Genomic DNA, 24037 nt, shown 5'->3' on the forward strand with positions numbered 1-24037 from the left:
TCTTGATGGGGCCAACTGCCTCTGGCAAAACCGCGTTGGCCATGCATTTGTACGATCACTTACCCTGTGAGTTAATCAGTGTGGACTCCGCGCTTATCTACCGCGGCATGGATATTGGTACGGCAAAGCCCAGCGTCGCCGAGTTGGCGAAATATCCGCACCGGTTGATCGATATCCGCGATCCAGGTGAAGGATACTCAGCGGCCGAGTTTCGCGCTGATGCGCTGGCGGCCATGGCCGAAATTACGGCGGCAGGGCGCATCCCGGTGCTGGTGGGTGGGACCATGATGTATTTCAACGCGTTGCAGCAGGGGCTTGCCTCCCTGCCTGAAGCGGACCCTGCGTTGCGTGCCGAGCTAGAAGCTGATGCGCAGCGCCTGGGCTGGGCGGCCATGCATGAGCGGTTGGCGCAACTGGATCCTGCCGCGGGTGAGCGTCTAAAGCCGACCGATGCTCAGCGTATCGAGCGTGCGCTGGAAGTTGTACTGCTGACGGGCAAACCGATCAGTGAGCATTGGGCCGAGCAGCAGGATGCTGCCTTGCCGTACAATGTGACGGCGTTGGCGCTGATGCCGGGTGATCGGGCGAGGCTGCATCAGCGTATAGAGCAGAGGTTTGACCTGATGCTGGCGCAGGGTTTTGAGCAGGAGGTGCGTGCCTTGTTTGAGCGGGGCGACCTGCACCCGGGGCTGGCATCGATTCGCTGTGTTGGCTATCGGCAGATGTGGGATTATCTCGAGCAGCGTCTTGGTTATGACGAGATGCGCTATCGGGGAATTGTGGCGACACGTCAATTGGCCAAGCGTCAGCTGACATGGTTGCGTGGCTGGGACGGTGTTCACTGGCTGGATAGCGAAATGGATAATTTACTTGCTTGCGCCTTGAAACTGGTGGAAGCAAACATTATATAATGAGAAGCTTTCTCGACCCCTGCCCGCTGGGCGTGTATGGGCTACGAAGAAAGCAATAAATTACAACGAACGAAAGTTTTTTCTTTTTTGGGAAGGAGTTTGCAATGTCAAAAGGGCAGTCTTTACAAGACCCTTATCTGAATGTGCTGCGCAAAGAGCGTATTCCGGTATCTATCTTTTTGGTTAATGGTATTAAGCTGCAGGGACAGATCGAATCCTTCGATCAGTTCGTTATCCTGCTGAAGAACACTGTAAGCCAAATGGTTTATAAACATGCCATCTCTACGGTGGTTCCCTCACGCCCCGTCAAATTGCCTCAAGGTGATGAGAAGGCGTCAGACTGAGGTTCTAATTGTTTTTCGAACGTCCCGAATCGGGCGAGACTGCGATTCTCGTCCATATTGAGCTGTCCTCTGATGAGAACAGCGAAGATCCACGGGAACTGGAAGAGCTAGCGCTCTCCGCAGGTGCCGATCCGGTCGTTTTTTTGACCGGATCTCGCGCCGATCCCAGCCCCAAGTTTTTTCTCGGAAAAGGTAAGGTTGAAGAGCTGGCCGGTTTGGTACAGCAGTATCAGGCTGAACTGGTGATCTTCAATCACGCCCTGAGTCCGGCACAGGAGCGTAATCTAGAGCGCGAAATCAAATGCCGGGTGCTTGATCGAACCGGTTTGATCCTCGACATATTTGCCCAACGTGCACGCACCCATGAGGGTAAGCTGCAGGTCGAATTGGCTCAGCTTGAGCATATGTCCACACGCCTTGTTAGAGGCTGGACCCATCTTGAGCGGCAAAAGGGTGGTATCGGGCTGCGTGGTCCCGGTGAGACGCAGCTCGAAACCGACCGGCGATTGTTGCGTGCTCGTATCAAGGCGATTCAGAAACGGCTCGAAAAGGTGCGCTCCCAGCGTGAGCAGGGACGTCGTGCCCGTCAGCGTGCCGAGGTTCCGACGGTGGCATTGGTCGGTTATACCAATGCGGGCAAGTCTACCCTGTTCAATTACATGACGGACGCGTCGGTGTATGCTGCCGATCAGCTTTTCGCGACGTTGGATCCGACGCTGCGCCGTATCGAGTTGGATGATGTGGGGCCGGCGATCCTTGCTGATACGGTTGGTTTTATACGTCACCTGCCACATAAGCTAGTGGAGTCTTTCCGTGCTACGTTACAGGAAACGGTAGAGGCGACCCTGTTGTTGCATGTGATCGATTGTTATGACGAGGAGCGTCAAGATCATATCGATCAGGTGCATGCGGTCTTGCGCGAAATCGGTGCTGATGAGGTGCCGGCTTTGCAGGTGTATAACAAGATCGACAAATTGCCCGGACAGGCGCCGCGGATCGATCGTGATGAGGATGGCGTCGCTCAGCGTGTCTGGCTTTCGGCCCAGACTGGAGAAGGTGTGGCGTTGCTGATGGATGCCGTGCGCGAGCGTCTAGGCAGCGACATGTTCCATGACACGCTTTGCCTGACCCCCGATCAGGGGCAGCTGCGCGCGCAGTTGTATGCTCAGGGGGCTGTACTGACAGAACAGGTCGATGAGCAGGGGCATATCAGCCTTGAGGTGCGTATTCCGATGCGCGATATACGCCAACTGTTGAGTCGACTGAGCATTCCGGCGGAACGTTATCTGCCGGAACAGGTCCACTAAGGTTGCGCGTAGAGGGTTGGCCCCCTAAAATTTTTTAAACTTTTCAAGCGTTTTCACTGACGGAGAACAGTATGGCCTGGAATGAGCCTGGTGGTAATGGCAACAACCATGACCCCTGGAGCGGCGGTAGCAAGGATAACCGCGGTAAGCGCGGTCAGGATCAAGGACCGCCCGATCTGGATGAGGCGCTGCGCAAGCTGCAGGACAGAATGAACGCGATCTTCAGTGGTGGTAAACGCCGTGGAGGTGGTTCAGGAGGTGGCTCCGGCGGTAGCGGCGGTGGCTTCGGCTTTTTGATCGTCGTGATCGTGTTGGCTGCGCTGTTCTGGGCCGGTATGGGGTTCTATACCGTCGACCAGCCTGAGCGCGGTGTTGTGCTGCGTTTGGGTAAGTACCATGAGACGGTGCAGCCGGGTTTGCAGTGGAATCCGCCGCTGATTGACGACGTGACCAAGGTTAATACCGAGGTGGTTCGGACCCACAGCCATGACTCCCAGATGCTGACCGAGGACGAGAATATCGTCTTTGTTGACTTGACCGTTCAGTACGTGGCGACCGATCCGAAGGCTTTTGTGCTGAATGTGCGCGATCCGGAGGAGAGTCTGGCTCATGCGGCTGAGTCGGCGCTGCGTCATGTGGTGGGTACGACCGATCTGCATGCGATCCTGACGGAGGGGCGTGAAGCGCTCGGTCTGCAGGTGCAGGAGCGTTTGCAGCGCTACATGGAGTTCTACGGTACCGGTATCAATATCACCAAGGTCAACATCAAGAACGCGCAAGCACCTAGTCAGGTACAGGAAGCGTTCGACGATGTTATCAAGGCGCGTGAAGATGAGCAGCGTACCATCAACCAGGCTCAGACCTACGCCAACGGTGTAGTGCCTGAGGCGCGTGGTGAAGCGCAGCGTATCATCGAGGAGGCTAACGCCTACCGCGAGGAAAAAGTGGCCCGTGCGACCGGTGAAGCAAACCGCTTCACGGCACTGCTGGACGAGTACGAGAAGGCACCGCAGGTTACGCGTCAGCGCCTGTATCTCGAGACCATGCAGGAAGTGTTGGGTAATACGCCGAAGGTGTTGGTTGACGTGGACGGCGGTAACAACATGATGTACCTGCCGCTCGATAAACTTATGGAAAAACAGTCGGAGACTCGCGATACAAGCGGGCGTGCGGTGAGGCTGGATGACAATAGTCTGCGACAGATCACTGATGAGGTGCTGAACCAGGTACGTCAGCGCCAGAGTTCTTCATCTTCGACACGGGAGGGCCGCTGATGAGCGCTAAATCTCTCTATGCCCTGATTGCCGTTCTTGTTGTAGTCATGGTGGGTTCCAAGTCGGTTTACATCGTCAAGGAAACCGAACGTGCTGTGATGCTCCGATTTGGTGAGATTGTCGATCCCGACGTGACACCCGGTCTGCATTTCAAAATTCCGTTCGTGAACACCGTGCGGTTCTTTGATGGTCGTGTGCAGACCTTGGATGCACGTCCGCAGTCGTTCCTGACGCTTGAGAAAAAGCGTCTGGTTGTGGACTCATTCGTCAAATGGCGAATCGCGGATCCGGCGAAGTACTACACCTCTATCTCGGGTGATATCTTCCGAGCCTCCGAGCGCCTGTCCAACAACATCGAAGAGAAGCTGCGTAACCAGTTCGGTGAGCGTACGGTGACCGAGGTTGTGTCCGGTGAGCGTGAAGAGGTCATGGATGCCGTCATTCGTGATCTCAGTCGCCAGGCGGATGAGCAGTTCGGTATCGAAATTATCGATGTGCGGGTGAAGCGAATCGATTTGCCTACCGAGGTTTCATCATCGGTGTATGAGCGTATGCGTACCGAGCGTGAGCGTGAAGCCAGAGAGTTGCGTGCACGCGGGCGAGAGTTGGCTGAAGGTATTCGTGCCGATGCCGATCGTCAGCGCACCGTTATTCTCGCCGAGGCCTATCGCGACTCGGAGAAGTTGCGTGGTGAGGGTGATGCGGAAGCGGCGCGTATCTACGCGCAGGCGTACACCAAGAACCCTGAGTTCTATGCGTTCAACAGAAGCCTGCAGGCCTATCGCGACACCTTTGATGGTGGTGGCGATGTCATGTTGCTGAAGCCGGATACCGAGTTCTTCCGTTATCTGGATAACGCCAGTACGCCTAAGCCGTAATAGATCCTGCAACACAGAAATCGGGTGCCCCTGGCGCCCGGTTTCGTGGTAACATTCGGTAACCGGGTCGAGGCCCGGTTTTTTTGTGGATTGAGGTGGCTGGATGACCGAGTTGTGGCGGGAACTAATGATAGCGTTCTGCCTGATGCTGGTGATTGAGGGTGTGTTGCCGTTTCTTTACCCCCAGCGCTGGCGCCGACTTGTGATTCAGCTGGCTGATATCAATGACTCCGTGTTACGTGGAGTCGGTTTGGTGTCCATGTTGCTGGGCGTTCTGGCTCTGTATCTGATCCACTGATTTTGTATTTATTGTACTGGAGTGCTGCATGACATTGGCAGATCGCTGGTTGCTGCCGGATGGAATGAAAGAGATGTTGCCGCCACGTGCACGTCTGGTTGAGACGATGCGTCGGCGCTTGCTCGATCTTTATCACAGCTGGGGTTACGACCTGGTGATGCCGCCTTTGGCGGAACATTTGGAGTCGTTGCTGACGGGCGTTGGGCGAGATCTTGAGCTTAAAACGTTCAAGCTGACCGACCAGGTCAGTGGCCATACCCTGGGCGTGCGGGCTGATATCACACCGCAGGTTGCGCGTATCGATGCTCACCGTCTGCGTACCGAAGGGCCCAGTCGGCTTTGCTATTGCGGCTCGGTTTTGCACACGCGTCCTGGCAATAAACTTGCCTCGCGCAACCCGCTTCAGCTAGGTGCCGAGCTCTACGGTCATGCCGGCGTTGACAGTGATGTTGAAGTTATCTCGCTGATGCTTGAAACGCTGGATTTCGTAGGGGTAAAAGGTCCGATCAGTCTGGACCTCGGGCATGTCGGCGTTTTTAGTCAGCTGATGAAGGATGCGGCGCTTAGCGCATCTCAGCAGGATGATTTCCTGGATATGCTGCAGCGTAAAGCACTGCCCGAGATTTCGGCTTTTGTGGAGCGTTTGTCGTTGGCACCGGCGTTGTCCGAGCGTCTTCTGGCTCTGCCGCGTCTAAGTGGCGGCATCGAAGTATTGGAAAAGGCGCGTGCACTGTTTGCTGGTTCAGCGAGTGTGATAGTGGCTTTGGATTATCTCGAGCACGTGGCTAAGCGTATTGCGGTGCGCTATCCCCAGACCGATCTCTATTTCGATCTGGGTGAGTTGCGCGGCTATCACTATCATACGGGTATCGTCTTTGCGGCATATACGCCCCATTTTGGACAGGCGCTCGCCAAAGGCGGTCGTTATGACGAAATCGGTCGGGACTTTGGCCGCGCCCGCCCGGCTACGGGGTTCAGTGCAGATCTGAAAACGCTGCTCGAGACCGCCGAGGCTTTGCCGGAGTTGGAGCAGGGTGTGGTATTGGCGCCGTCGGGTGAAGATGCCTCTTTGCTTGATGCAGTGTCGAAATTGCGTCAGCAGGGCGTGCGGATCGTCCAGGCGCTTGAAGGAGAAGTGGTACCGGGCTGCTGTGATCGTCAGCTGGTACTGAAGGATAAGCAGTGGGTCATTGAGGCCCGGTAAACATTTCCCAATTCAGAAGAGTTTTAAAGACAGCAATGGGTAGAAACGTCGTTGTTCTGGGCACCCAGTGGGGTGATGAAGGCAAGGGTAAGATCGTTGATCTTCTGACCGAGCGAGTCGCGGCAGTCGTGCGCTTTCAGGGCGGTCATAATGCCGGCCATACACTGGTGATCGAAGGTCAGAAAACCGTTCTTCACCTGATCCCGTCTGGCATCCTGCGCAAGAATGTTGAGTGTCTGATCGGTAATGGTGTGGTGCTTTCGCCGGATGCGCTGCTGAAAGAGATCGCTGGTCTGGAAGCGAGTGGTGTGCCGGTTGCAGATCGTCTGCGCCTGAGTCCTGCTTGCCCTCTGATCCTGTCCTATCATGTTGCTCTGGATCAGGCGCGCGAGAAGGCGCGAGGAGAGTCCAAGATCGGTACGACCGGTCGCGGTATCGGTCCTGCGTACGAGGACAAGGTGGCGCGCCGCGGACTGCGCTTGGGGGATCTGGCTGATCCGGTGCGCTTCGAGCAGAAGCTGCGTGAAGTGATGAGCTATCACAATTTCATGCTGGAGAGTTACTACAAGGTCGATCCGATCAATGTCGATGAGCTGCTGGCTAGCTGTCTTGAAATGGCTAAGACGCTTGTGCCGATGATGACCGACGTGACGGCTCGCCTGCATGAGTTGCGCAAGCAGGGCGCCAGCATCATGTTCGAAGGTGCTCAGGGTTCTCTGCTTGATATCGATCACGGTACCTATCCCTACGTGACCTCCTCAAATACGACTGCAGGTGGTACATCCACGGGTAGCGGTTTTGGCCCGTTATATCTCGACTATGTTCTGGGGATTACCAAGGCTTACACAACCCGTGTCGGCGGTGGTCCGTTCCCGACTGAGCTTAACTGCGATATTGGTGCGCGTCTTGCTGAGCGTGGTCATGAATTTGGATCGACCACCGGTCGTGCGCGTCGCTGTGGTTGGTTTGATGCGGTGGCGCTCAAGCACGCTATCCAGATCAACTCGGTATCAGGTTTGTGTCTGACCAAGCTGGACGTGCTGGATGGTCTGGATCAGATCAATATCTGTATCGGTTATCAGGCTGCCGATGGCAGTGCTGTTACATCGCTCAGCGGCAGTGAAGATTACGAAGCAATTACGCCGGTATACGAATCGGTACCGGGTTGGTCCGAATCGACTGTGGGTATCAAAACCCTTGAGGCGTTGCCGGCTAACGCGCGTGCGTACATCGCCCGTCTGGAGCAGTTGGTGGAAGCGCCGATCGACATTATTTCGACCGGTCCTGATCGTGTAGAGACGATTGTTTTGAGAGATCCGTTCCAAGAGTGATTGCCCTGCTTGGAGTGAGAGGAAAACGCCGCATTTAGTGCGGCGTTTTTTTATGCTGTTCGCGCAAAAAAATGCCGCACGGATGTGCGGCATTTTATGAGCTGTTCGGCGCTTAAGCGTTGAGTGCCGGACGCATTGCTTTTAGTAGAGCCTTGAACATTTTCGGGTTGCCCGCGACAAGTTTGCCGCACTCGCGGTGGTTGTTGCCGCCGGCGGTATCGCCGACCAACGCGCCAGCTTCCTGAAGCAGCAGAAGGCCGGCGTCCTGTTCGCTCTGTTTGAGTCCGAGCTGGCAGAAGCCGTCGAGGCGACCGGCAGCGGTATAGGCCAGATTCAGTGCGACAGAACCGGTATTGAACGGTGTTGCGCCTGAGCTCACCAGTTCGCGCATGATGGCGATCTGGGTTTCCAGTCCGTCTGCATCGCTCTTGCGGCCCAAGAATCCAGTGCCGATCAGTGCGCCGTCCAGTTCCTTGCGGATGCTGACGCGGAGGCGTTTGCCATTGAGTTGTGCGCCTTCGCCGCGGCTGGCTGTGAATTCATCGCCGGTAATCGGGTTGATGATGACCGCGTGTGTGACCTTGTCCTTGATACGGCCTGTCATGCTGAGGGCGAACGACGGGACGGCGTTGGAAAAGTTGGGCAGGCTGTCGATCGCCGTGATTTGCCATTCGCAAGGCGTAGGACCGTCACCGATGGCCTCGTGTCGCCCGCTGTAGTCGCCTACCAAGGTGTGGTGGGGGTAGGCTTTCTGCAGGGTGTGGACGATGGTGCGTTCAGCCTGCTGGCAGAGGTCACTGATGTAGGTGGCCACACTTGCCTGCTCGGATTTGATGAGGTCCAGGCGTTCTGTGGCGCGGACGATCTGCTCGGCAGCCTGGCGGGCGGCTCGCAGAGCGATATTGACCATTGGTTGCATCGGTAATGGGATCCAGTCGTTCGTAGAAAACAAACGACTATTGTAGCTCAGGACGCGGCGCGGCTGAACCATCCACTGACGTTATGGGCGATATCTTCTCGGTATCTTTCGCGATAATCATCATTCTATGGCTATTGGGCGCATTCTGGATGTCGGCGCGTGTCGATAAACAGGTGTCTGATCTGCTATTATATCGCCCCCTTTTTCGAGCCTTGGCCTCTGAATGCTTGATCACATACGCATTGTACTGGTGAATACAACACACCCCGGCAATATCGGCGCTGTCGCGCGTGCCATGAAAAACATGGGCTTGAGCGATTTGTGTCTTGTGGCGCCCAAGCGTTATCCGGATGAGGAGGCGATCGCGCGGGCATCGGGCGCAACCGATATCCTCGAGCGTGCGCGGATAGTGGATGAGTTGACCGAGGCGCTAGAGGATTGTCAGCTCGTTGTCGGAGCCAGTGCGCGCGGGCGGCACATACCCTGGCCAGTTATCGATCCGAGAGAGTTGGCCGCTATCGCGACGCCACTGGCGGGACGATCACGCGTGGCGATTCTGTTCGGTCGAGAGGATCGGGGGCTGACCAATGAAGAGCTGCACGCCTGCCATCATCATGTTCACATCCCTTCGGTAGAGGGGTTTAGCTCCCTTAATGTGGCGGCGGCCGTTCAGGTGGTGTGTTACGAGCTGCGTATGGCTGGTTTGTACCAAAACGCTTCGGATAAGCCTCAGTGGGGCACCGACTGGGATATCGAATTGGCGGATCATGCGGAGCTCGAGCGTATGTTCGAGCACCTTGAGCGGACGTTGGTCGATATTGAGTTTCTCGATCCGGATAACCCTCGTCAGCTCATGCCCCGTTTGCGACGCCTGTTTCTGCGTGCGGTGCCTGACAAGGTTGAGGTAAATGTCTTGCGCGGGATCTTGAAATCCGTAAATCGCGCGATGCTCGGCAAGCAGAAGGATGGTAAACAGTAGGTGTGCAGCGCGGCGTTTTGCAACTAAAGCCTAGTAAAATGGTCGGAATAATAGTTGACTAAAAACCTCGGGATTTGCATAATGCGGCCAGACTCGTAAGAGTAGGTGAGGATTGATATGCGATTGACGACTAAAGGGCGCTACGCCGTAACGGCTATGCTGGATCTGGCGCTGCATGAAGGGAAAGGGCCAATCAGCTTGGCCGATATTTCTGAACGCCAGGGTATCTCATTATCCTATTTGGAACAGCTGTTTGCCAAGCTCAGACGTAATGAGCTGGTGCACAGTGTTCGTGGCCCGGGCGGCGGCTATCAGCTCAAACGTGAGCGTGGCGCCATCAATGTGGCTGAAGTGATCGATGCGGTCAATGAGTCAGTCGATGCCACTGGCTGTAACAAGACAGCGAATTGTCAGGGTGGCGATGTCTGTCTAACGCATCATTTGTGGTGCGATCTGAGTGACCAGATTCATGGCTTCTTGAGTGGTATCAGTCTGGCTGATTTGGTGCACAGGCATGATGTTCAGGAAGTCGCGGAGCGTCAGCAGCGTGCGATGGCTCAGCCCGAAAAGTTGATTGCCAGTAGCGTTGCTTCGGCGTCCTGAGAGAGCAAGTTTTTTGGAGATTGAAATGAAATTGCCGATCTATCTCGATTATTCCGCTACGACGCCGGTCGACCCGCGCGTTGCCGAAAAGATGATGAGTTGTCTGACTCTGGATGGCAACTTCGGTAACCCCGCGTCCCGTTCTCACCAGTTCGGATGGAAGGCGGAAGAGGCTGTCGAAACGGCGCGCCGTCAGGTGGCTGACTTGCTGAATGCTGATCCTCGCGAGATTGTGTGGACATCCGGTGCGACCGAGTCGGATAACCTCGCGATCAAGGGTGTTGCGCACTTCTATAACAAGAAGGGCAAGCACATCATCACGTCGAAGATAGAACACAAGGCGGTGCTGGATACCTGTCGTCAGCTTGAGCGTGAGGGGTTTGAGGTTACGTACCTGACGCCGGGCAGCGATGGCATCATTACGCCGCAGATGGTGGCGGATGCGCTGCGTGAAGACACCATCCTGGTCTCTTTGATGCATGTGAATAACGAGATAGGCACCATTACCGATATTGCGGCTATTGGTGAATTGACCCGTAGTCATGGTGTGCTGTTTCATGTCGACGCTGCGCAGAGTGCAGGGAAACTGCCGATCGATATGGCGCAGATGAAGGTCGATCTGATCTCCCTTTCCGGTCACAAGATGTATGGGCCCAAAGGTATCGGTGCACTTTATGTGCGTCGTAAGCCGCGTGTCCGTCTTGAGGCTCAGATGCACGGTGGCGGTCATGAGCGTGGTATGCGTTCGGGTACGTTGCCGACCCATCAGATCGTGGGCATGGGCGAAGCGGCCCGTATAGCTAAGGAATCGATGGCTGAAGAGGTCGAGCAGCTTAAAGTGCTCCGGGATCGTTTCTGGAATGGGATAAAAGACATGGAAGAGGTGCATATCAATGGCTCCGTCGAGCAGCGGGTGGCCGGCAATCTCAATGTCAGTTTCGCGTTTGTCGAGGGTGAATCCTTGCTGATGTCTATCAAGGATCTTGCGGTGTCCTCTGGCTCTGCCTGTACATCCGCCAGTCTTGAGCCCTCATATGTATTGCGTGCTTTGGGACTCAATGACGAGCTTGCTCACAGTTCTATCCGTTTCTCCTTCGGACGCTTTACCACCGAGGAAGAGGTTGATTTCGCCGTTCAGCAGATCCGGGTAGCTGTAGAAAAACTGCGTGAGTTGTCACCCTTGTGGGATATGTACAAGGATGGAGTTGACCTCAGCAAGGTTCAGTGGGCTCACCACTGATACAAAGCGAGCATTATTTAGTTTTTTGGAGGTCGTTATGGCTTACAGCGAACAGGTTATTGATCATTACGAAAACCCGCGCAACGTCGGCAAAATGGACGATGGCGACGATCATGTCGGTACCGGCATGGTGGGCGCGCCAGCATGTGGCGATGTTATGCGTCTTCAGATCCGCGTCAATGACGAGGGGGTGATCGAGGATGCAAAATTCAAAACGTATGGGTGTGGCTCCGCAATCGCGTCCAGTTCACTGGTAACTGAGTGGGTCAAAGGGATGACGCTGGATCAGGCGGCTGAACTGAAAAACTCGCAGATTGCAGAAGAGTTGGCGCTGCCTCCAGTCAAGATCCACTGCTCAGTGCTGGCGGAAGACGCGATCAAGGCGGCTATCGAAGATTACCGCAAGAAGCGCGGCTGATTGTTACTGCAAGAGTCGGGTTGTTGAAGGTTTGAGGGTTGTATGGCGATCAATATGACAGAAGCGGCGATCAATCATGTCGCACGCTATCTTGAAAAACGTGGTCACGGTAAGGGGATCCGGGTGGGCGTTCGTACGTCTGGATGTTCGGGTATGGCTTACGTGCTCGAATTCATTGATGAAATCGAATCCGATGATCAGGTGTTCGAGTTTGGTCCCGTTCATGTCGCCATCGACCCCAAGAGCCTTGTTTACCTTGATGGAACCGAGCTGGATTTTGTCAAGGAAGGCTTGAATGAAGGCTTCAAGTTCAATAACCCGAATGTGCGCAGTGAGTGCGGTTGCGGCGAAAGTTTTAACGTCTGATTCTGTAACAGAGGGTGTTGTACTGACGCATGGATATGACCCGTAGCTATTTCGAGCTGTTTGATCTAGAACCCTCTTTCGACGTTGATCAGGCGTTGCTCAGTGAGCGCTATCGGGCGCTGCAGAAACAGTGGCACCCTGATCGTTTTGCACATCTTTCGGATCGCGAGCGCCGGCTGGCCGTTCAGTATACGGCCCACTTGAATGAAGCGTTCGCGACGCTGAAGTCCCCTCTGCGCCGAGCGCAGTATCTTCTTTTGCTCGCCGGGCGCGATACGCATGGTGAGTCTGGTGCTCAGTTGGACCCCGGATTTCTCATGCAGCAGATGGAGTTGCGTGAGCGACTTGCTGAGGCTGTCGATCATGATGACCCTGAATCTGAGCTCGAGGATATGCAGCGTCTGGCTGATGACAATCTGCGTCAGCTGCTTGCTCAATTTGTTTCTCTATACTCTGAAAACGATCTTGATGGTGCGGAAAAAATTGTGCGCAAGCTGCAATTCGTAACCAAACTGCAGCGTGAAATAGAGCAGCTTGAAGATCGTTTGCTGGACGACTGAACGGAATATCTATGGCTTTGTTGCAAATCGCCGAGCCCGGGCAGAGTGCTGCGCCGCATGAGCGCAAGCTGGCTGTCGGGATCGATCTTGGCACCACCAATTCACTGGCGGCTACCGTTCGCAGCGGTGAAGCGCAAACCCTGGCTGATATGGAGGGGTATCACCTGCTGCCCTCTGTGGTGCATTACGCCGAAGACGGTTCCATTGATGTAGGGCGTTCGGCTTTGTCGCATGCAGCAGAGGATCCCTACAACACTATCGCGTCGGTCAAGCGTCTGATGGGGCGTGGTGTAGAGGACGTACTCTCATTTGGTGGCGAAATGCCCTACCGGTTTGCACCGGGTGAGGGGGGGATGCCCTTCATCGAAACACAGGCTGGATTGCGCAGTCCGGTGCAGGTGTCCGCTGATATCCTGCGCGTTCTGCGTGAAAGAGCCGAGCAGGCGCTTGAGGGCGATCTGACAGGTGTGGTTATAACCGTACCGGCCTATTTTGATGATGCACAGCGTCAGGCTACCAAAGACGCGGCACGGTTGGCTGGGCTGCATGTGCTGCGGTTGCTGAATGAGCCGACAGCGGCAGCTGTAGCTTACGGGCTTGATCAGGGTGAAGAGGGTGTTATCGCCGTGTATGACCTTGGTGGTGGCACGTTCGATATCTCGGTGTTACGCCTAAGTCGTGGTGTGTTTGAAGTGCTCGCCACCGGTGGCGACAGTGCATTGGGCGGCGATGATTTTGATTACGCCTTAGCGCGCTGGATGCTGGCAGAATCCGGTATAGAGCTGGAACTTGATGCTCATCAGGCGCGTTATATAACGGCGCTTGCGCGGCAGGTGAAAGAGACGCTGAGTAGTCAGTCACACGCCGAAGTATCAGTCAGTCTGGGCGGTAAAGAGGCGAGAGTGAGCGTGTCGCGAGACCAGTTCAATGCGGTCATCGAACCCCTGGTGAAAAAGACGCTAAGGGCGTGCCGGCGTACGCTCAAGGATGCAGGTGTCTCTGTCGACGAAGTTCGCGATGTTGTTATGGTCGGTGGCTCTACCCGCGTGCCTGTGGTGCGTGAGAAAGTGGGCGACCTGTTTGGGCGGGAGCCTCATATCGATATCGACCCTGATCGGGTTGTTGCGATCGGGGCGGCATTGCAGGCGGATGTGCTGGCTGGGAATAAACCGGACAGCGAGATGCTTCTGTTGGATGTTATTCCGCTCTCCTTGGGTTTGGAGACTATGGGTGGTCTGGTGGAGAAAGTTATCCACCGAAACACCGCGATACCTGTCGCCCGTGGTCAGGAGTTTACGACTTATCAGGATGGTCAGACCGCTATGGCAATCCATGTGGTGCAGGGTGAGCGTGAGCTGGTGTCGGACTGCCGGTCCTTGGCGCGTTTTGTTTTGCGTGGCATTCCGCCAATGGCGGCTGGTGCAGCCAAAATTCGGGTGACCTTCCAGATCGACGCCGACGGTTTGTTGAGTGTTGCAGCTCAAGAACTCTCGACCGGGGTTGAAAGTAGTATCCAGGTTAAGCCGTCCTATGGTTTGAGCGATGATGAAATCGCGGGCATGTTGAAAGACTCGTTCAGTCATGCCGAAGATGATATGGCGGCGCGTGCGTTGCGTGAGCAACAGGTCGAGGCAGAACGTCTGGCTTCAGCGCTGGAGGCAGCTATCGCGCAGGATGGAGAGCTACTCGACGTAGATGAGCGTGACGAGTTAGTGGATGCCGTGGCTGAGTTGCGCCGTGTCGCTTCCGGATCGGAGGCGGCGGCAATTGAGGCTGGTGTGCAGGCGCTGGCTAAGTTGAGTGATGAGTTTGCGGCGCGGCGTATGGATAAAGGTATTCAACGAGCGCTGAAAGGGCATCGTATAGATGAGCTGGATAAGGAGTCGAAATAATGCCGCAGATTATATTCCTGCCGCATGAGGAACTTTGTCCGGATGGCAAAGTTATTCAGGTCGAACCGGGTGTGACCATTTGTGATGCCGCGCTTGCCAACGGTATCGAGATTGAGCATGCCTGTGAAAAATCCTGTGCATGTACTACCTGTCACGTGATCGTACGGGAAGGGTTTGACTCTCTGGATGAGTCCGATGAGCTTGAGGATGACATGCTGGACAAGGCGTGGGGGCTCGAGCCTGAATCACGCCTCAGTTGCCAGGCGGTTGTGAGTGAAGACGATTTGGTCGTCGAGATACCGAAGTACACCATCAACCAGGTCTCGGAACAGCACTGAGAAGGAGTGTCGCCGTGAGTCTTAAATGGGTAGATGTCCAGGAGATCGTGTTTGAGCTGGACGAGAAGTATCCGGATTTAGATCCTCTGCGAATCAATTTCCCGGATTTGATGCAGATGGTGTTGGATCTGGATGGCTTTGATGACGATCCGTCACATTGCGGTGAGAAGATTCTGGAAGCGATCCAGATGACTTGGATCGAAGAGCGAGACTGATAGTCCGACCGGCTTCGATTAACCCTAAACCCGGCACTTATTGCCGGGTTTGTTGTCTTTTGGGTGTCTCGAAGGGAGTGGGGTAGCGGTTCGGTTGGTCTTGGTGGTCACCGGTCGCGCACCATTATCTTTCGAATATCCTCGTCAGAGCTTGCTGCTAGAGCGGTAGGCATGGCGGGGGTGATAACCACCATCCGTTGCAATTGTTGCGATGGATGTCTGTTGAGGACACTGCAAGCTGTTCGGCCGGGTCTCCGGAGAGCAGGGGGGGAGCTATGAGAAAATCCGTAATCGCTATCGCGATGTTGTCGCTGTTGCCGGGGCTGGCAATGGCGCGTGATCTGACAGTCGATTCCGCCATCGGTGGGGCGATCGGCGGCGCGTTAGGTGGTGCTGTCGGTGCTGAGCTGGGTGGTCGCGACGGTGCTGTTGTTGGTTCAGGTCTGGGTGCCGCCCTTGGTACTGCGATCAACACTGAAGACCATCGTAAAGATGATTATCGTGAGGGGTATCGCGAGCAGCGTGGCGAGTATTATTTTCGTGACGGGCACCGCTATATCTATGATCGACATCGCAACTCATTTTGTCCGCCTGGGCAGGCGAAGAAAGGGCGTTGCTGATACTCGTCTCTTTAATTTAGCGACTGCTCATTCCGCCACTGGTGATTGCTATCGAAGCGTTGTGTCGTGGCGTAGATTCGCACTTGTTGCTGTTCAGGCTTTGAGCAGTCGCGTATAATGCTGCGCCTTGCATTTTTATAACCCTACAACTTTGGGATTAGGTTTAACATGGCTACTGAACGTACACTCTCTATCATCAAACCGGATGCCGTTGCCAAAAACGTTATCGGTGAAATCGTGACTCGCTTCGAAAAGGCGGGCCTGAAGGTAGTTGAGATGCAGATGAAAGCGCTGAGCCAGGCAGAAGCCGAAGGTTTCTATGCTGAACACAAAGAGCGTCCTTTCTTCGCAGACCTCGTTGCTTTCATGACCTCTGGCCCGGTTGTGGTTCAGGTACTTGAAGGTGAAAACGCTATTGCACTGAACCGTGAGCTGATGGGTGCTACTAACCCGAAAGAAGCGGCCGAAGGTACAATCCGTCGTGACTTCGCCGAGTCTATCGATGCCAACGCTGTGCACGGTTCTGACTCCGCAGCTTCTGCTGAACGCGAGATTGCCTACTTCTTCGGTAAGTGATCCCATTCGGGGCTGCCGTTCGGCGGCCCCTGTACACCGAATAGAGTGAACCCCATGACTGAATCCACTGCTAAAGTTAACCTGCTCGGCCTATCTCCTCGTCAGCTCGAATCATTTTTTGAAGAGCTCGGCGAGAAGCGTTTTCGCGCCACTCAGGTGTTGAAGTGGATGCATCAGTTGGGTGCAAGCAGCTTTGATGAGATGACCAATATCAGCAAGGCGCTGCGTGCGAAACTGGCGGAAGTTGCCGAGATCCGTGAACCGGAAATCGTCGTTGAGAAGTTTTCCAAGGATGGTACACGCAAGTGGGTCATCAGAATGGATGGTGGCTCGGCAATCGAGATGGTACTCATTCCCGATGGTGATCGGAAAACGCTTTGCGTTTCGTCACAGGTGGGATGTTCGCTGGATTGCAGTTTTTGTTCTACCGGTAAGCAGGGCTTTAATCGCGATCTGAGCACGGCCGAGATTATCGGACAGTTGCGGGTGGCGATACGTTCTTTCGGACCCTTTGATCCTTCAGGTGAGCGTCGCGTGACTAACGTGGTGTTCATGGGGATGGGGGAGCCGTTAATGAATTTCGATAACGTTGTTGCGGCCACAGAATTGATGATGGACGACAACGCTTATGGTCTCTCCAAGCGTCGAGTCACGTTGAGCACCTCGGGTGTGGTTCCTGCACTTGACCGTCTGAGAGAAGTTAGTGATGTTTCCCTGGCGGTATCCTTGCATGCGCCGAACGACGAGCTGCGCAATGAGCTGGTGCCAATCAACCGTCGTTATCCTATCGACGAGTTGATTGCGGCGTGCAATCGCTATCTTGAGGGGCTCAATGACAAGCGCGTGGTAACGGTTGAGTATACGCTCATCGCCGGTGTTAACGATCAGCCTGAGCATGCCCGTCAGTTGGTTAAAGTGCTTCGCAAGCTGCCTTGTAAGCTGAATCTTATTCCTTTTAACCCATTTCCGAACTCCGGATACAGCCGCCCGACGGAAGAGGCTATTCAGGCGTTTAAGCAGATCATGTTGAGCAGTCATGTTTTGACGACTGTTCGTCGAACCCGGGGTGATGACGTGGATGCGGCGTGTGGGCAGTTGGTCGGCCAGGTGCAGGACCGTACGCGGCGTAGCCAAAAGTATATCGCTGTGGTACAAGAGGAGCCTGTTCAGGGGAAGAGTCAGGCTCTGTAGGGGAGGATCGAATGCGTAAACTACATGCTGTGCTGCTGATTTGGGCAGCGTTAGGTGTCTCAGCATGTACGACGACCTCCGACCGCTTTAACTCCCCTGACTCATCCCCGCAGGCGGCTCTGGAATCGTATACCAGTCTTGGTCTTCAATACCTGCGGGCAGGTAATACGGCCAGTGCAAAAGGGCCGCTCCAGCGTGCGCTGGAAATTGATGCTGATTACGCTCCTGCATTTAACGCTTTGGCACTGGTGTTTCAGGCTGAAGAGGATTTGGCGCTTTCAGAAAGCTATTTTCGCAAGGCCGTTGCCGCTGATCCCCAATCTGCGATGATTCATAACAACTTCGGTGCTTTCCTGTTTTCCCAGCAGCGTTACGAAGAGGCGTGTCAGGAACTAACACGTGCAACCGAGGATCCTTTCTATCAGGCACGCGCGCAGGCGTTCGAGAATATGGGACGCTGCTACCGAAAGATTGGTCGCTTGGACATTGCCGAGCATGCGTTCAATAGAGCGCTGACGCTATCGCGACAACGTCCGATCGCGATGATCGAACTGGCTGACATCCTGTTGGCGAAAGGAGATAAGGCCGGAGCGGCGGTGCTGTTTGATCAGTTTAGAGAGTATGTTGACGCCAAGCAGATTGATCATTTTGCTTTGAGTCTATGGGTTGGCGTTCGCGTTGCGCGTTTTGAAAAGAATTCGGGCCGGGCGGCTACCTACGCCCTGTTGCTTAAGAACATGTTCCCAGAATCCGCTGAATATCAGTTGTACAAGGAGTCTGCGCAGTGAGCAGTGAAGAGGAAAACATCGGCGGTGCTCAATCCTTCCCGGGCGGTGATTTCGCTGATGCACGCCATGCGCTTGGGTTGAGCTTCGAGCAGTTGACCCGTGAATTGAGACTGCCGGTTAGAACGCTTGAGTCGATCGAGAATGGACAGTTAGAAAAGTTGGGTGGACCGGTTTTCGTGCGTGGGTACATACGCACCTATGCTCGACGTTTGAAGCTTGATCCCGATCGCTACGTCGCTCTGTACGATCGGCTTTTGGGTACGACGGACACCCGCAGTACTGTACGCATGGTGGGAACCGTGTCGACAAGTCCGGCCAGACAGAGTCGCTCCTTGATGCGATTCGGTACGTTTGTGTTTCTGTTGGCGATTGTCGGAACGGTAGTTTGGTGGTGGCAGACGCAATACTCCATCGATGCAGTCATCGCACCGGAACATGATGCGCCGGTTACAGTGGATACGGCTGACGGAAATACCCTTGTATTGCCGCCTCTTGATGATGGTCTGCCATCGCAAGAGGATGATCTGAATTCAGCCCTTCCCGAAGTGGCAAGCTCGGCACAGGCGACGGAAGATGTTGAATCCAGGGACATGGATCAAGAAGAGGTGGCGGCTTTGCAGGAAGGGGGCGCGACTCCTGGGGCGGGTGAGGATACTGGCGTTGAGGCCGCTGGGGCTGATGGTGTCGTGTCTGACTCTGAAACCGAGAGCTTCGCGGGGGGCCTGGGCGCCGAGGGGTTGAGTTTGTCTCTGGCGGAGGATAGTTGGCTCAGTGTGAAAGATGCAAACGGACGTTCCCTGTTCAACGGGATTGCCAAGGGAGGGCAGTCTCTGGATCTTAAGGGGGCAGAGCCGCTTGCGGTTGTAATCGGTCGGGCAAGTGCTGTAAGCCGCATCGAATATGCTGGTGAGCCTGTTGATATTAGTGGCGTTAGCAATAAAAATGTCGCCCGCCTGACGCTCCCGGCGTCACAACGTTAATTTTATCTGTATTACGGGAAAGTGGAATCTTGGCGAAGATCAAAGCCATCAGGGGCATGAACGATATACTGCCGGACCAGACACCGGTGTGGCAGTACCTGGAAACCGAGGTTAAGCGTGTGTTGGGCAGCTACGGCTATAGTGAGCTGCGCATGCCGATCGTTGAGCAAACCGACCTTTTCAAGCGATCCATCGGTGAGGTTACCGATATTGTTGAAAAGGAGATGTACACTTTCGAGGATAGAAACGGCGACAGCTTGACCCTCAGGCCAGAAGGGACGGCAAGTTGCGTGCGTGCCTGTGAAGAGCATGGATTGATCTTCAATCAGGTTCAGCGTCTGTGGTATATGGGCCCGATGTTCCGGCATGAGCGTCCACAGAAGGGGCGTTATCGTCAGTTTCATCAAATCGGGGTCGAAACATTCGGCATGCAAGGGCCGGATATTGATGCTGAGTTGATTATGATGACTGCGAGGCTTTGGCGTAGCCTGGGGCTTGATAAAGCGGTCAAGCTCCATCTCAATACGCTGGGCAGTGCGCAGGCGCGAGCTCGCTTCCGCGATGACCTTGTTTCGTACCTCAGTGATCATGTCGATAAGCTTGATGCTGACAGTCAGCGGCGTCTCACGACCAACCCCTTGCGTATCCTCGACAGCAAGGACGCCTCTACTCAGGTGCTGCTAAATGAGGCGCCTCATTTTCACGATTACATCGATGATGAGTCGCGTGAGCACTTCGACCACTTGTGCGCATTACTCGATAGCGTGGGTATTGACTATGAGATCAATGCGCGACTTGTTAGAGGGCTCGATTACTACGGTAAAACCGTATTTGAATGGATAACTGATCAGCTGGGTGCGCAGGGTACGGTCTGTGCCGGCGGCCGCTATGATGGTCTGGTTGAGCAATTGGGTGGCCGGGCGACACCGGCGGTCGGTTTCGCGATGGGAGTTGAGCGCTTGGTCTTGCTGCTTGAAACCTTGCAGGCGGTGCCGGATCGTGTGCATCAGAATGTAGATGTATATGCGATTGCTATGGATGATGAATCGCTTGAAAAGATGGTTGCAATCACCGAGTGTCTGCGAGATGAAACGGGGCTAAGAATCCAATTGCACTGTGGTGGCGGAAGCTTCAAAAGTCAGATGAAAAAGGCTGATAGAAGTGGGGCGCGTTACGCTTTGCTTATGGGCGAGGATGAGCGTCGCTCAGGTGTCGTGACGTTAAAGCCATTGCGTGAGTCGGTGGAACAGAAACAGGTTAATGGTGCAGCGCTGGCCGGTGAGCTGGTCGCTATCTACGCTGCAGAGCAGGAGTGAAAACGGTCGTGGCTGAATTGCGTACGGAAGAAGAACAGATCGAAGCAATTAAAAACTGGTGGAAAGAGAACGGCCGTTCTCTGTTGCTGGCGATCGCGGTTGCTGTGGCGGCTGTGTTTGGGTGGCAGGGTTGGCAGAAACGCCAGGATGCTCAGGCGACAAACGCTTCGATTACCTATCAAGAGCTCGTAGACTCTGCTTTGGCGTTGCGTTCTGCTCCAGATGCGGGTGCTCAGCGAGCTACGGCAGAGCATTTGTCTGAGACGCTGAAAAATGACTACTCCAGCAGCGGATATGCTGTGTTGGGAGCGTTGTTGATGGCGAAGGTTAATGTCGATGCGAGTGATTTAGATAAGGCTCTGTCGGAATTGGTCTGGGCGGAGGAGAATGCGCAAGAGCCTGAAATGAAACAGTTGGCTCAGCTTCGGATTGCGCGTATTAAGCTTGCGCAAGGGGATGCGGCTGCGGCGCGAGACCTGCTGAAGTCGGCTAATGCAACGTATTTCACAGCCGCTTATGAAGAGCTGTTGGGCGATGCTTTTGTAGCGCTGGGTGATGTTGCCCAGGCGCGCAAGGCCTATGATAGTGCGCTGTCGGTAGCCACGCCGCAGGCGAAGGCTGTTTTGCAGATGAAGAGGGATGATCTGGCCCAGGGAGATGAGTCATGAAGTTCCCAGGTGCGATCCCGCTACTGATTGCAACCGCGTTGCTTTCTGGGTGCGGTTTTTGGGGTGGAGAGTCCGAAGTAGAGCCTAGCAAATTGGTCGATTTTTCGGCTGAAAAGCAGGTCGATGTTGCTTGGAGTGCTCAGATTGGCTCCGGGCCCGGTACGATGTACCACCAGTTCGTGCCGGCTGTAGGCGACGTTAATGTATATGCGGCGGATAGTCGGGGCGAGGTGGTCGCTCTCTCTAGGGTGGATGGGCGTAAGGTCTGGGAGTCGGATCTGGATTTGGTGCTCTCCGGTGGTATTGGGGCTGGTTATGGCACAGTGGTTGTGGCATCCGAAGATGGCGATGTTGTAGCGCTTAATGCTGAAACCGGCGAGGAACTGTGGCGTGCGCGTGCTGCTTCTGAGGTTGTGGCACAGCCTCAGGTGAATGCGGATTTGGTTGTTGTTCAGGTTATCAATGGTCAGGTGGCTGCGTACGATAGGGTGACGGGTGAACATCGCTGGACGTTTGATAGCCAGATTCCGCAGCTTAGTTTACGTGGTACCAGTGCGCCGGTGCTGACATCCAACGTGACGTTGACCGGATTTGCCAATGGCAAGTTAGTGGCGATTGATAACAGATCGGGCAGTGCTTTGTGGGAACAGCGCGTCGCTTTGGCTGAAGGGCGCTCGGAGTTGGAGCGTATCGTCGATATTGATGGTAGGCCCTTGATCTTTAACGGCATTGTATTTGTCGGAAGTTATCAGGGCCGTTTGCTGGCGCTTAACCCACGTGGCGCACAGGTTATATGGGCGCAGGATTTTTCAACCTATCGTGGCTTGGCGGCGGGTTTTGGTAATGTTTATGCCGTGTCTGCCGATGATGAGATCGGAGCTTTTGACGCTGGTAGCAGCGCCAGTGTCTGGCATCAGGATGCATTACGTTATCGCGGACTCACATCCCCTGTTTCGCTGGGTGATACGCTAGTTGTCGGAGATGCTCAGGGGTATCTGCATTTTATGTCGCAGATCGATGGGCATTTTGTGGCGCGATATAATTTTGACTCCTCTGGTGTCTTCAGTGATCCGGTGGTCGTCGATGATACGCTCTACGTGTTCAGTAATGATGGCAAGCTCTCTGCTCTGACTCTGAACTGATTTTATTTTTTCTGCATTGGCGGCGGCGCTCTGCGTGAAGTGGATCGCCGCCGTGCTGCATTTTGGTGATGTATATGCTTCCGGTGATAGCGCTGGTCGGTCGACCCAATGTCGGTAAATCCACTCTTTTTAATCGCCTGACACGTTCACGTGATGCGTTGGTTGCGGATCTCCCGGGCCTTACCCGTGATCGCAAATATGGCGAGGGTAAGCTCGGTACTCGAGATTATCTGGTCATTGATACCGGCGGTATCTCGGGCGATGAAGCAGGCATAGACAAAGCCATGGCAGAGCAGTCCTTGCTGGCCATTGATGAGGCTGATGTCGTCTTGTTTCTGGTCGATGCCCGAGCAGGTATTAATCCCGCAGACGAAATGATTGCTGACCATCTACGCCGTCAGCGAAAGGTTTGCCACCTGGTTGTAAATAAGGTCGATGGCCTGGACCCCGATGTTGCGCGCTCTGACTTCTTTGCGCTGGGTATGGGTGAACCGTTGACCATTGCTGCGTCACATGGGCGGGGGGTAACGGCTCTGATTGACTACGCGCTCGATGAGCTTGGTATCGAAGAGCCCGACGAGCAGGAAGCGGCGGACAAGGTGTACGATGATAGTGTCAGAATTGCCATTGTCGGTCGTCCCAACGTTGGCAAGTCTACGCTGGTCAATCGCATGCTCGGTGAAGATCGCGTGGTGGTATACGATCAGGCGGGCACAACACGTGACAGTATATATATCCCGTACGAACGCGATGGCCAAGACTATACGCTGATCGATACGGCGGGTGTTCGACGTCGAAAGCATATCAAAGAGGCGGTAGAGAAATTTTCTATCGTCAAGACGTTACAGGCGATTAAAGATTCCAATGTCGTTGTTGCCGTTATCGATGCGCGTGAGGGGGTGACCGAGCAGGACCTTCATATGTTGGGGTTCGTTATCGATTCCGGGCGCGCTCTTGTGGTGGCGCTTAACAAGTGGGATGGCATGACGCAGGAGCAAAAGGAAGGGGTTAAAACTCAGGTTGAGCGTCGCCTCGCCTTTGCGGCTTTTGCGCGTTTTCATTTCATATCCGCATTACATGGTTCGGGTGTCGGCGATCTTTATGGTTCGATTAATGAGGCATATCGATGTGCAATGGCGAAATGGTCGACCAACCAGCTAACGCGATTGCTGGAAGATGTAGTTGCCGATCATCAGCCACCTACAGTTCACAATCGCCGGATCAAGCTGCGGTATGCGCATCAAGGGGGGTCAAACCCGCCGGTAATTGTTGTTCATGGCAATCAGACGGATTCATTGCCGGGTGCGTATAAGCGATATCTGGAGAATCGCTTTATTAAATTGCTTAAGGTGAAAGGGACACCGATGCGATTCGAATTCCGTACCGGTGACAACCCGTTCGCGGGCAAGAAGAATACCTTGACGCCTCGCCAGTTGGCCAAGAAGGAACGACAGAGGCAACATGTAAAAGAGATTAAGCAGCGCCAGAAGAAGCGTGCTAAAAAAGGTTGATCTATTTTTTAAGGCTTTTCGAAAATAGGCGTTGACAGCATTCGTTTTGTCAGTAGAATACGCCTCCACTTCAGCGCTGAACCGTGCGACTGTTTTGAAGTTAAGTCTTCGAAACTAAAGCGAAAATAAAGGTTGACACTGAGGTTTGAGGCGGTAAGATATGCGCCT

General features: G+C 54.6%; 27 protein-coding genes. 26 read left to right on the forward strand and 1 reads right to left on the reverse strand.

Features of this window, described 5'->3' with window-relative positions; genetic code table 11:
• The first annotated feature begins 5 nt into the window (after positions 1-5).
• The 8 genes from miaA (at position 6) to ADIMK_RS06570 (ending at position 7547) form a co-directional block, all read left to right on the forward strand.
• Positions 6-911: a tRNA (adenosine(37)-N6)-dimethylallyltransferase MiaA gene (gene miaA / locus ADIMK_RS06535; RefSeq protein ID WP_051692568.1), complete on the forward strand. Its 906-nt coding sequence runs from the start codon at positions 6-8 to the stop codon at positions 909-911.
• Between the two features lie 104 nt (positions 912-1015).
• Entirely contained in the window at positions 1016-1255 is a 240-nt protein-coding gene (hfq, locus tag ADIMK_RS06540; RefSeq protein WP_036185110.1) for an RNA chaperone Hfq, read from the forward strand.
• An 8-nt stretch (positions 1256-1263) separates the two neighbouring features.
• Positions 1264-2562 (forward strand): ribosome rescue GTPase HflX, encoded by a 1299-nt coding sequence (gene hflX, locus ADIMK_RS06545; protein WP_036185113.1) that lies wholly within the window; start codon positions 1264-1266, stop codon positions 2560-2562.
• A gap of 71 nt (positions 2563-2633) precedes the next feature.
• On the forward strand, positions 2634-3836 hold the full coding sequence (hflK, locus tag ADIMK_RS06550; protein ID WP_036185115.1) for an FtsH protease activity modulator HflK: 1203 nt from the start codon (positions 2634-2636) through the stop codon (positions 3834-3836).
• Positions 3836-4714, forward strand: coding sequence for a protease modulator HflC (gene hflC, locus ADIMK_RS06555; protein WP_036185119.1), 879 nt, complete (start codon positions 3836-3838; stop codon positions 4712-4714). The genes hflK and hflC overlap by 1 nt, the downstream gene beginning before the upstream one ends.
• Positions 4715-4817: 103 nt before the next feature.
• Complete coding sequence (locus ADIMK_RS06560) at positions 4818-5012, forward strand: DUF2065 domain-containing protein (protein WP_036185130.1); 195 nt, start codon at positions 4818-4820, stop codon at positions 5010-5012.
• A gap of 28 nt (positions 5013-5040) precedes the next feature.
• Positions 5041-6216 carry an ATP phosphoribosyltransferase regulatory subunit gene (locus ADIMK_RS06565; RefSeq protein ID WP_036185133.1) on the forward strand — a complete coding sequence of 392 codons (1176 nt, stop codon included), beginning with the start codon at positions 5041-5043 and terminating at the stop codon, positions 6214-6216.
• A gap of 35 nt (positions 6217-6251) precedes the next feature.
• Positions 6252-7547: an adenylosuccinate synthase gene (locus ADIMK_RS06570; protein ID WP_036185136.1), complete on the forward strand. Its 1296-nt coding sequence runs from the start codon at positions 6252-6254 to the stop codon at positions 7545-7547.
• Positions 7548-7659: 112 nt separating this feature from the next.
• Here the strand turns inward: ADIMK_RS06570 and ADIMK_RS06575 are convergent, their stop codons facing one another.
• Complete coding sequence (locus ADIMK_RS06575; RefSeq protein ID WP_036185138.1) at positions 7660-8466, reverse strand: inositol monophosphatase family protein; 807 nt, start codon at positions 8464-8466, stop codon at positions 7660-7662.
• A 223-nt stretch (positions 8467-8689) separates the two neighbouring features.
• Here ADIMK_RS06575 and ADIMK_RS06580 point away from each other — a divergent pair, with 223 nt between their 5' ends.
• From ADIMK_RS06580 to der, 18 genes are all read left to right on the forward strand, one after another.
• Positions 8690-9445, forward strand: a complete 756-nt coding sequence (locus tag ADIMK_RS06580; RefSeq protein WP_036185140.1) for an RNA methyltransferase — start codon at positions 8690-8692, stop codon at positions 9443-9445.
• A 117-nt stretch (positions 9446-9562) separates the two neighbouring features.
• Entirely contained in the window at positions 9563-10048 is a 486-nt protein-coding gene (gene iscR / locus ADIMK_RS06585) for a Fe-S cluster assembly transcriptional regulator IscR (protein ID WP_036185142.1), read from the forward strand.
• Between the two features lie 25 nt (positions 10049-10073).
• Positions 10074-11288: an IscS subfamily cysteine desulfurase gene (locus ADIMK_RS06590; protein ID WP_036185144.1), complete on the forward strand. Its 1215-nt coding sequence runs from the start codon at positions 10074-10076 to the stop codon at positions 11286-11288.
• Positions 11289-11325: 37 nt separating this feature from the next.
• On the forward strand, positions 11326-11706 hold the full coding sequence (gene iscU, locus ADIMK_RS06595) for a Fe-S cluster assembly scaffold IscU (protein ID WP_036185146.1): 381 nt from the start codon (positions 11326-11328) through the stop codon (positions 11704-11706).
• Between the two features lie 42 nt (positions 11707-11748).
• Positions 11749-12072 carry an iron-sulfur cluster assembly protein IscA gene (gene iscA / locus ADIMK_RS06600; protein WP_036185148.1) on the forward strand — a complete coding sequence of 108 codons (324 nt, stop codon included), beginning with the start codon at positions 11749-11751 and terminating at the stop codon, positions 12070-12072.
• A 29-nt stretch (positions 12073-12101) separates the two neighbouring features.
• Positions 12102-12632: a Fe-S protein assembly co-chaperone HscB gene (hscB, locus tag ADIMK_RS06605; protein ID WP_051692570.1), complete on the forward strand. Its 531-nt coding sequence runs from the start codon at positions 12102-12104 to the stop codon at positions 12630-12632.
• 11 nt (positions 12633-12643) lie between these two features.
• Entirely contained in the window at positions 12644-14524 is a 1881-nt protein-coding gene (gene hscA / locus ADIMK_RS06610) for a Fe-S protein assembly chaperone HscA (RefSeq protein ID WP_036185151.1), read from the forward strand.
• Positions 14524-14862, forward strand: coding sequence for an ISC system 2Fe-2S type ferredoxin (gene fdx / locus ADIMK_RS06615; RefSeq protein WP_036185161.1), 339 nt, complete (start codon positions 14524-14526; stop codon positions 14860-14862). Before hscA ends, fdx begins: the two co-directional genes overlap by 1 nt.
• Positions 14863-14876: 14 nt before the next feature.
• Entirely contained in the window at positions 14877-15077 is a 201-nt protein-coding gene (gene iscX / locus ADIMK_RS06620; protein WP_036185173.1) for a Fe-S cluster assembly protein IscX, read from the forward strand.
• 275 nt (positions 15078-15352) lie between these two features.
• Positions 15353-15697: a YMGG-like glycine zipper-containing protein gene (locus ADIMK_RS06625; protein ID WP_036185175.1), complete on the forward strand. Its 345-nt coding sequence runs from the start codon at positions 15353-15355 to the stop codon at positions 15695-15697.
• A 168-nt stretch (positions 15698-15865) separates the two neighbouring features.
• Complete coding sequence (gene ndk, locus ADIMK_RS06630; RefSeq protein ID WP_036185177.1) at positions 15866-16273, forward strand: nucleoside-diphosphate kinase; 408 nt, start codon at positions 15866-15868, stop codon at positions 16271-16273.
• Positions 16274-16327: 54 nt separating this feature from the next.
• Positions 16328-17464: a dual-specificity RNA methyltransferase RlmN gene (gene rlmN / locus ADIMK_RS06635; RefSeq protein ID WP_036185179.1), complete on the forward strand. Its 1137-nt coding sequence runs from the start codon at positions 16328-16330 to the stop codon at positions 17462-17464.
• 11 nt (positions 17465-17475) lie between these two features.
• On the forward strand, positions 17476-18252 hold the full coding sequence (gene pilW, locus ADIMK_RS06640; protein ID WP_051692573.1) for a type IV pilus biogenesis/stability protein PilW: 777 nt from the start codon (positions 17476-17478) through the stop codon (positions 18250-18252).
• Complete coding sequence (locus tag ADIMK_RS06645; protein WP_036185189.1) at positions 18249-19232, forward strand: RodZ domain-containing protein; 984 nt, start codon at positions 18249-18251, stop codon at positions 19230-19232. The genes pilW and ADIMK_RS06645 overlap by 4 nt, the downstream gene beginning before the upstream one ends.
• A gap of 56 nt (positions 19233-19288) precedes the next feature.
• The gene (gene hisS / locus ADIMK_RS06650) at positions 19289-20548 is read left to right on the forward strand and encodes a histidine--tRNA ligase (protein ID WP_438267741.1); all 1260 of its coding nucleotides are present in this window, start codon (positions 19289-19291) and stop codon (positions 20546-20548) included.
• Positions 20549-20556: 8 nt separating this feature from the next.
• Positions 20557-21216 (forward strand): YfgM family protein, encoded by a 660-nt coding sequence (locus ADIMK_RS06655; protein ID WP_051692578.1) that lies wholly within the window; start codon positions 20557-20559, stop codon positions 21214-21216.
• Positions 21213-22358 (forward strand): outer membrane protein assembly factor BamB, encoded by a 1146-nt coding sequence (gene bamB, locus ADIMK_RS06660; RefSeq protein WP_036185196.1) that lies wholly within the window; start codon positions 21213-21215, stop codon positions 22356-22358. The genes ADIMK_RS06655 and bamB overlap by 4 nt, the downstream gene beginning before the upstream one ends.
• A 74-nt stretch (positions 22359-22432) precedes the next feature.
• On the forward strand, positions 22433-23869 hold the full coding sequence (der, locus tag ADIMK_RS06665; protein ID WP_036185198.1) for a ribosome biogenesis GTPase Der: 1437 nt from the start codon (positions 22433-22435) through the stop codon (positions 23867-23869).
• Positions 23870-24037: the final 168 nt, after the last annotated feature.

The sequence above is a fragment of the Marinobacterium lacunae genome, from assembly GCF_000705555.1.
GTDB classification, from domain to species: domain Bacteria; phylum Pseudomonadota; class Gammaproteobacteria; order Pseudomonadales; family Balneatricaceae; genus Marinobacterium_D; species Marinobacterium_D lacunae.

Excerpts from the sequence above, each read along its gene's own strand:
- miaA (WP_051692568.1), top strand. The coding sequence starts at position 6 with ATGGGGCCAACTGCCTCTGGCAAAACCGCGTTGGCCATGCATTTGTAC.
- hfq (WP_036185110.1), top strand. The coding sequence starts at position 1,016 with ATGTCAAAAGGGCAGTCTTTACAAGACCCTTATCTGAATGTGCTGCGC.
- hflK (WP_036185115.1), top strand. The coding sequence starts at position 2,634 with ATGGCCTGGAATGAGCCTGGTGGTAATGGCAACAACCATGACCCCTGG.
- hflC (WP_036185119.1), top strand. The coding sequence starts at position 3,836 with ATGAGCGCTAAATCTCTCTATGCCCTGATTGCCGTTCTTGTTGTAGTC.
- ADIMK_RS06560 (WP_036185130.1), top strand. The coding sequence starts at position 4,818 with ATGACCGAGTTGTGGCGGGAACTAATGATAGCGTTCTGCCTGATGCTG.
- ADIMK_RS06565 (WP_036185133.1), top strand. The coding sequence starts at position 5,041 with ATGACATTGGCAGATCGCTGGTTGCTGCCGGATGGAATGAAAGAGATG.
- ADIMK_RS06570 (WP_036185136.1), top strand. The coding sequence starts at position 6,252 with ATGGGTAGAAACGTCGTTGTTCTGGGCACCCAGTGGGGTGATGAAGGC.
- ADIMK_RS06575 (WP_036185138.1), bottom strand. The coding sequence starts at position 8,466 with ATGCAACCAATGGTCAATATCGCTCTGCGAGCCGCCCGCCAGGCTGCC.
- ADIMK_RS06580 (WP_036185140.1), top strand. The coding sequence starts at position 8,690 with ATGCTTGATCACATACGCATTGTACTGGTGAATACAACACACCCCGGC.
- iscR (WP_036185142.1), top strand. The coding sequence starts at position 9,563 with ATGCGATTGACGACTAAAGGGCGCTACGCCGTAACGGCTATGCTGGAT.
- ADIMK_RS06590 (WP_036185144.1), top strand. The coding sequence starts at position 10,074 with ATGAAATTGCCGATCTATCTCGATTATTCCGCTACGACGCCGGTCGAC.
- iscU (WP_036185146.1), top strand. The coding sequence starts at position 11,326 with ATGGCTTACAGCGAACAGGTTATTGATCATTACGAAAACCCGCGCAAC.
- iscA (WP_036185148.1), top strand. The coding sequence starts at position 11,749 with ATGGCGATCAATATGACAGAAGCGGCGATCAATCATGTCGCACGCTAT.
- hscB (WP_051692570.1), top strand. The coding sequence starts at position 12,102 with ATGGATATGACCCGTAGCTATTTCGAGCTGTTTGATCTAGAACCCTCT.
- hscA (WP_036185151.1), top strand. The coding sequence starts at position 12,644 with ATGGCTTTGTTGCAAATCGCCGAGCCCGGGCAGAGTGCTGCGCCGCAT.
- fdx (WP_036185161.1), top strand. The coding sequence starts at position 14,524 with ATGCCGCAGATTATATTCCTGCCGCATGAGGAACTTTGTCCGGATGGC.
- ADIMK_RS06625 (WP_036185175.1), top strand. The coding sequence starts at position 15,353 with ATGAGAAAATCCGTAATCGCTATCGCGATGTTGTCGCTGTTGCCGGGG.
- ndk (WP_036185177.1), top strand. The coding sequence starts at position 15,866 with ATGGCTACTGAACGTACACTCTCTATCATCAAACCGGATGCCGTTGCC.
- rlmN (WP_036185179.1), top strand. The coding sequence starts at position 16,328 with ATGACTGAATCCACTGCTAAAGTTAACCTGCTCGGCCTATCTCCTCGT.
- pilW (WP_051692573.1), top strand. The coding sequence starts at position 17,476 with ATGCGTAAACTACATGCTGTGCTGCTGATTTGGGCAGCGTTAGGTGTC.
- hisS (WP_438267741.1), top strand. The coding sequence starts at position 19,289 with ATGAACGATATACTGCCGGACCAGACACCGGTGTGGCAGTACCTGGAA.
- bamB (WP_036185196.1), top strand. The coding sequence starts at position 21,213 with ATGAAGTTCCCAGGTGCGATCCCGCTACTGATTGCAACCGCGTTGCTT.
- der (WP_036185198.1), top strand. The coding sequence starts at position 22,433 with ATGCTTCCGGTGATAGCGCTGGTCGGTCGACCCAATGTCGGTAAATCC.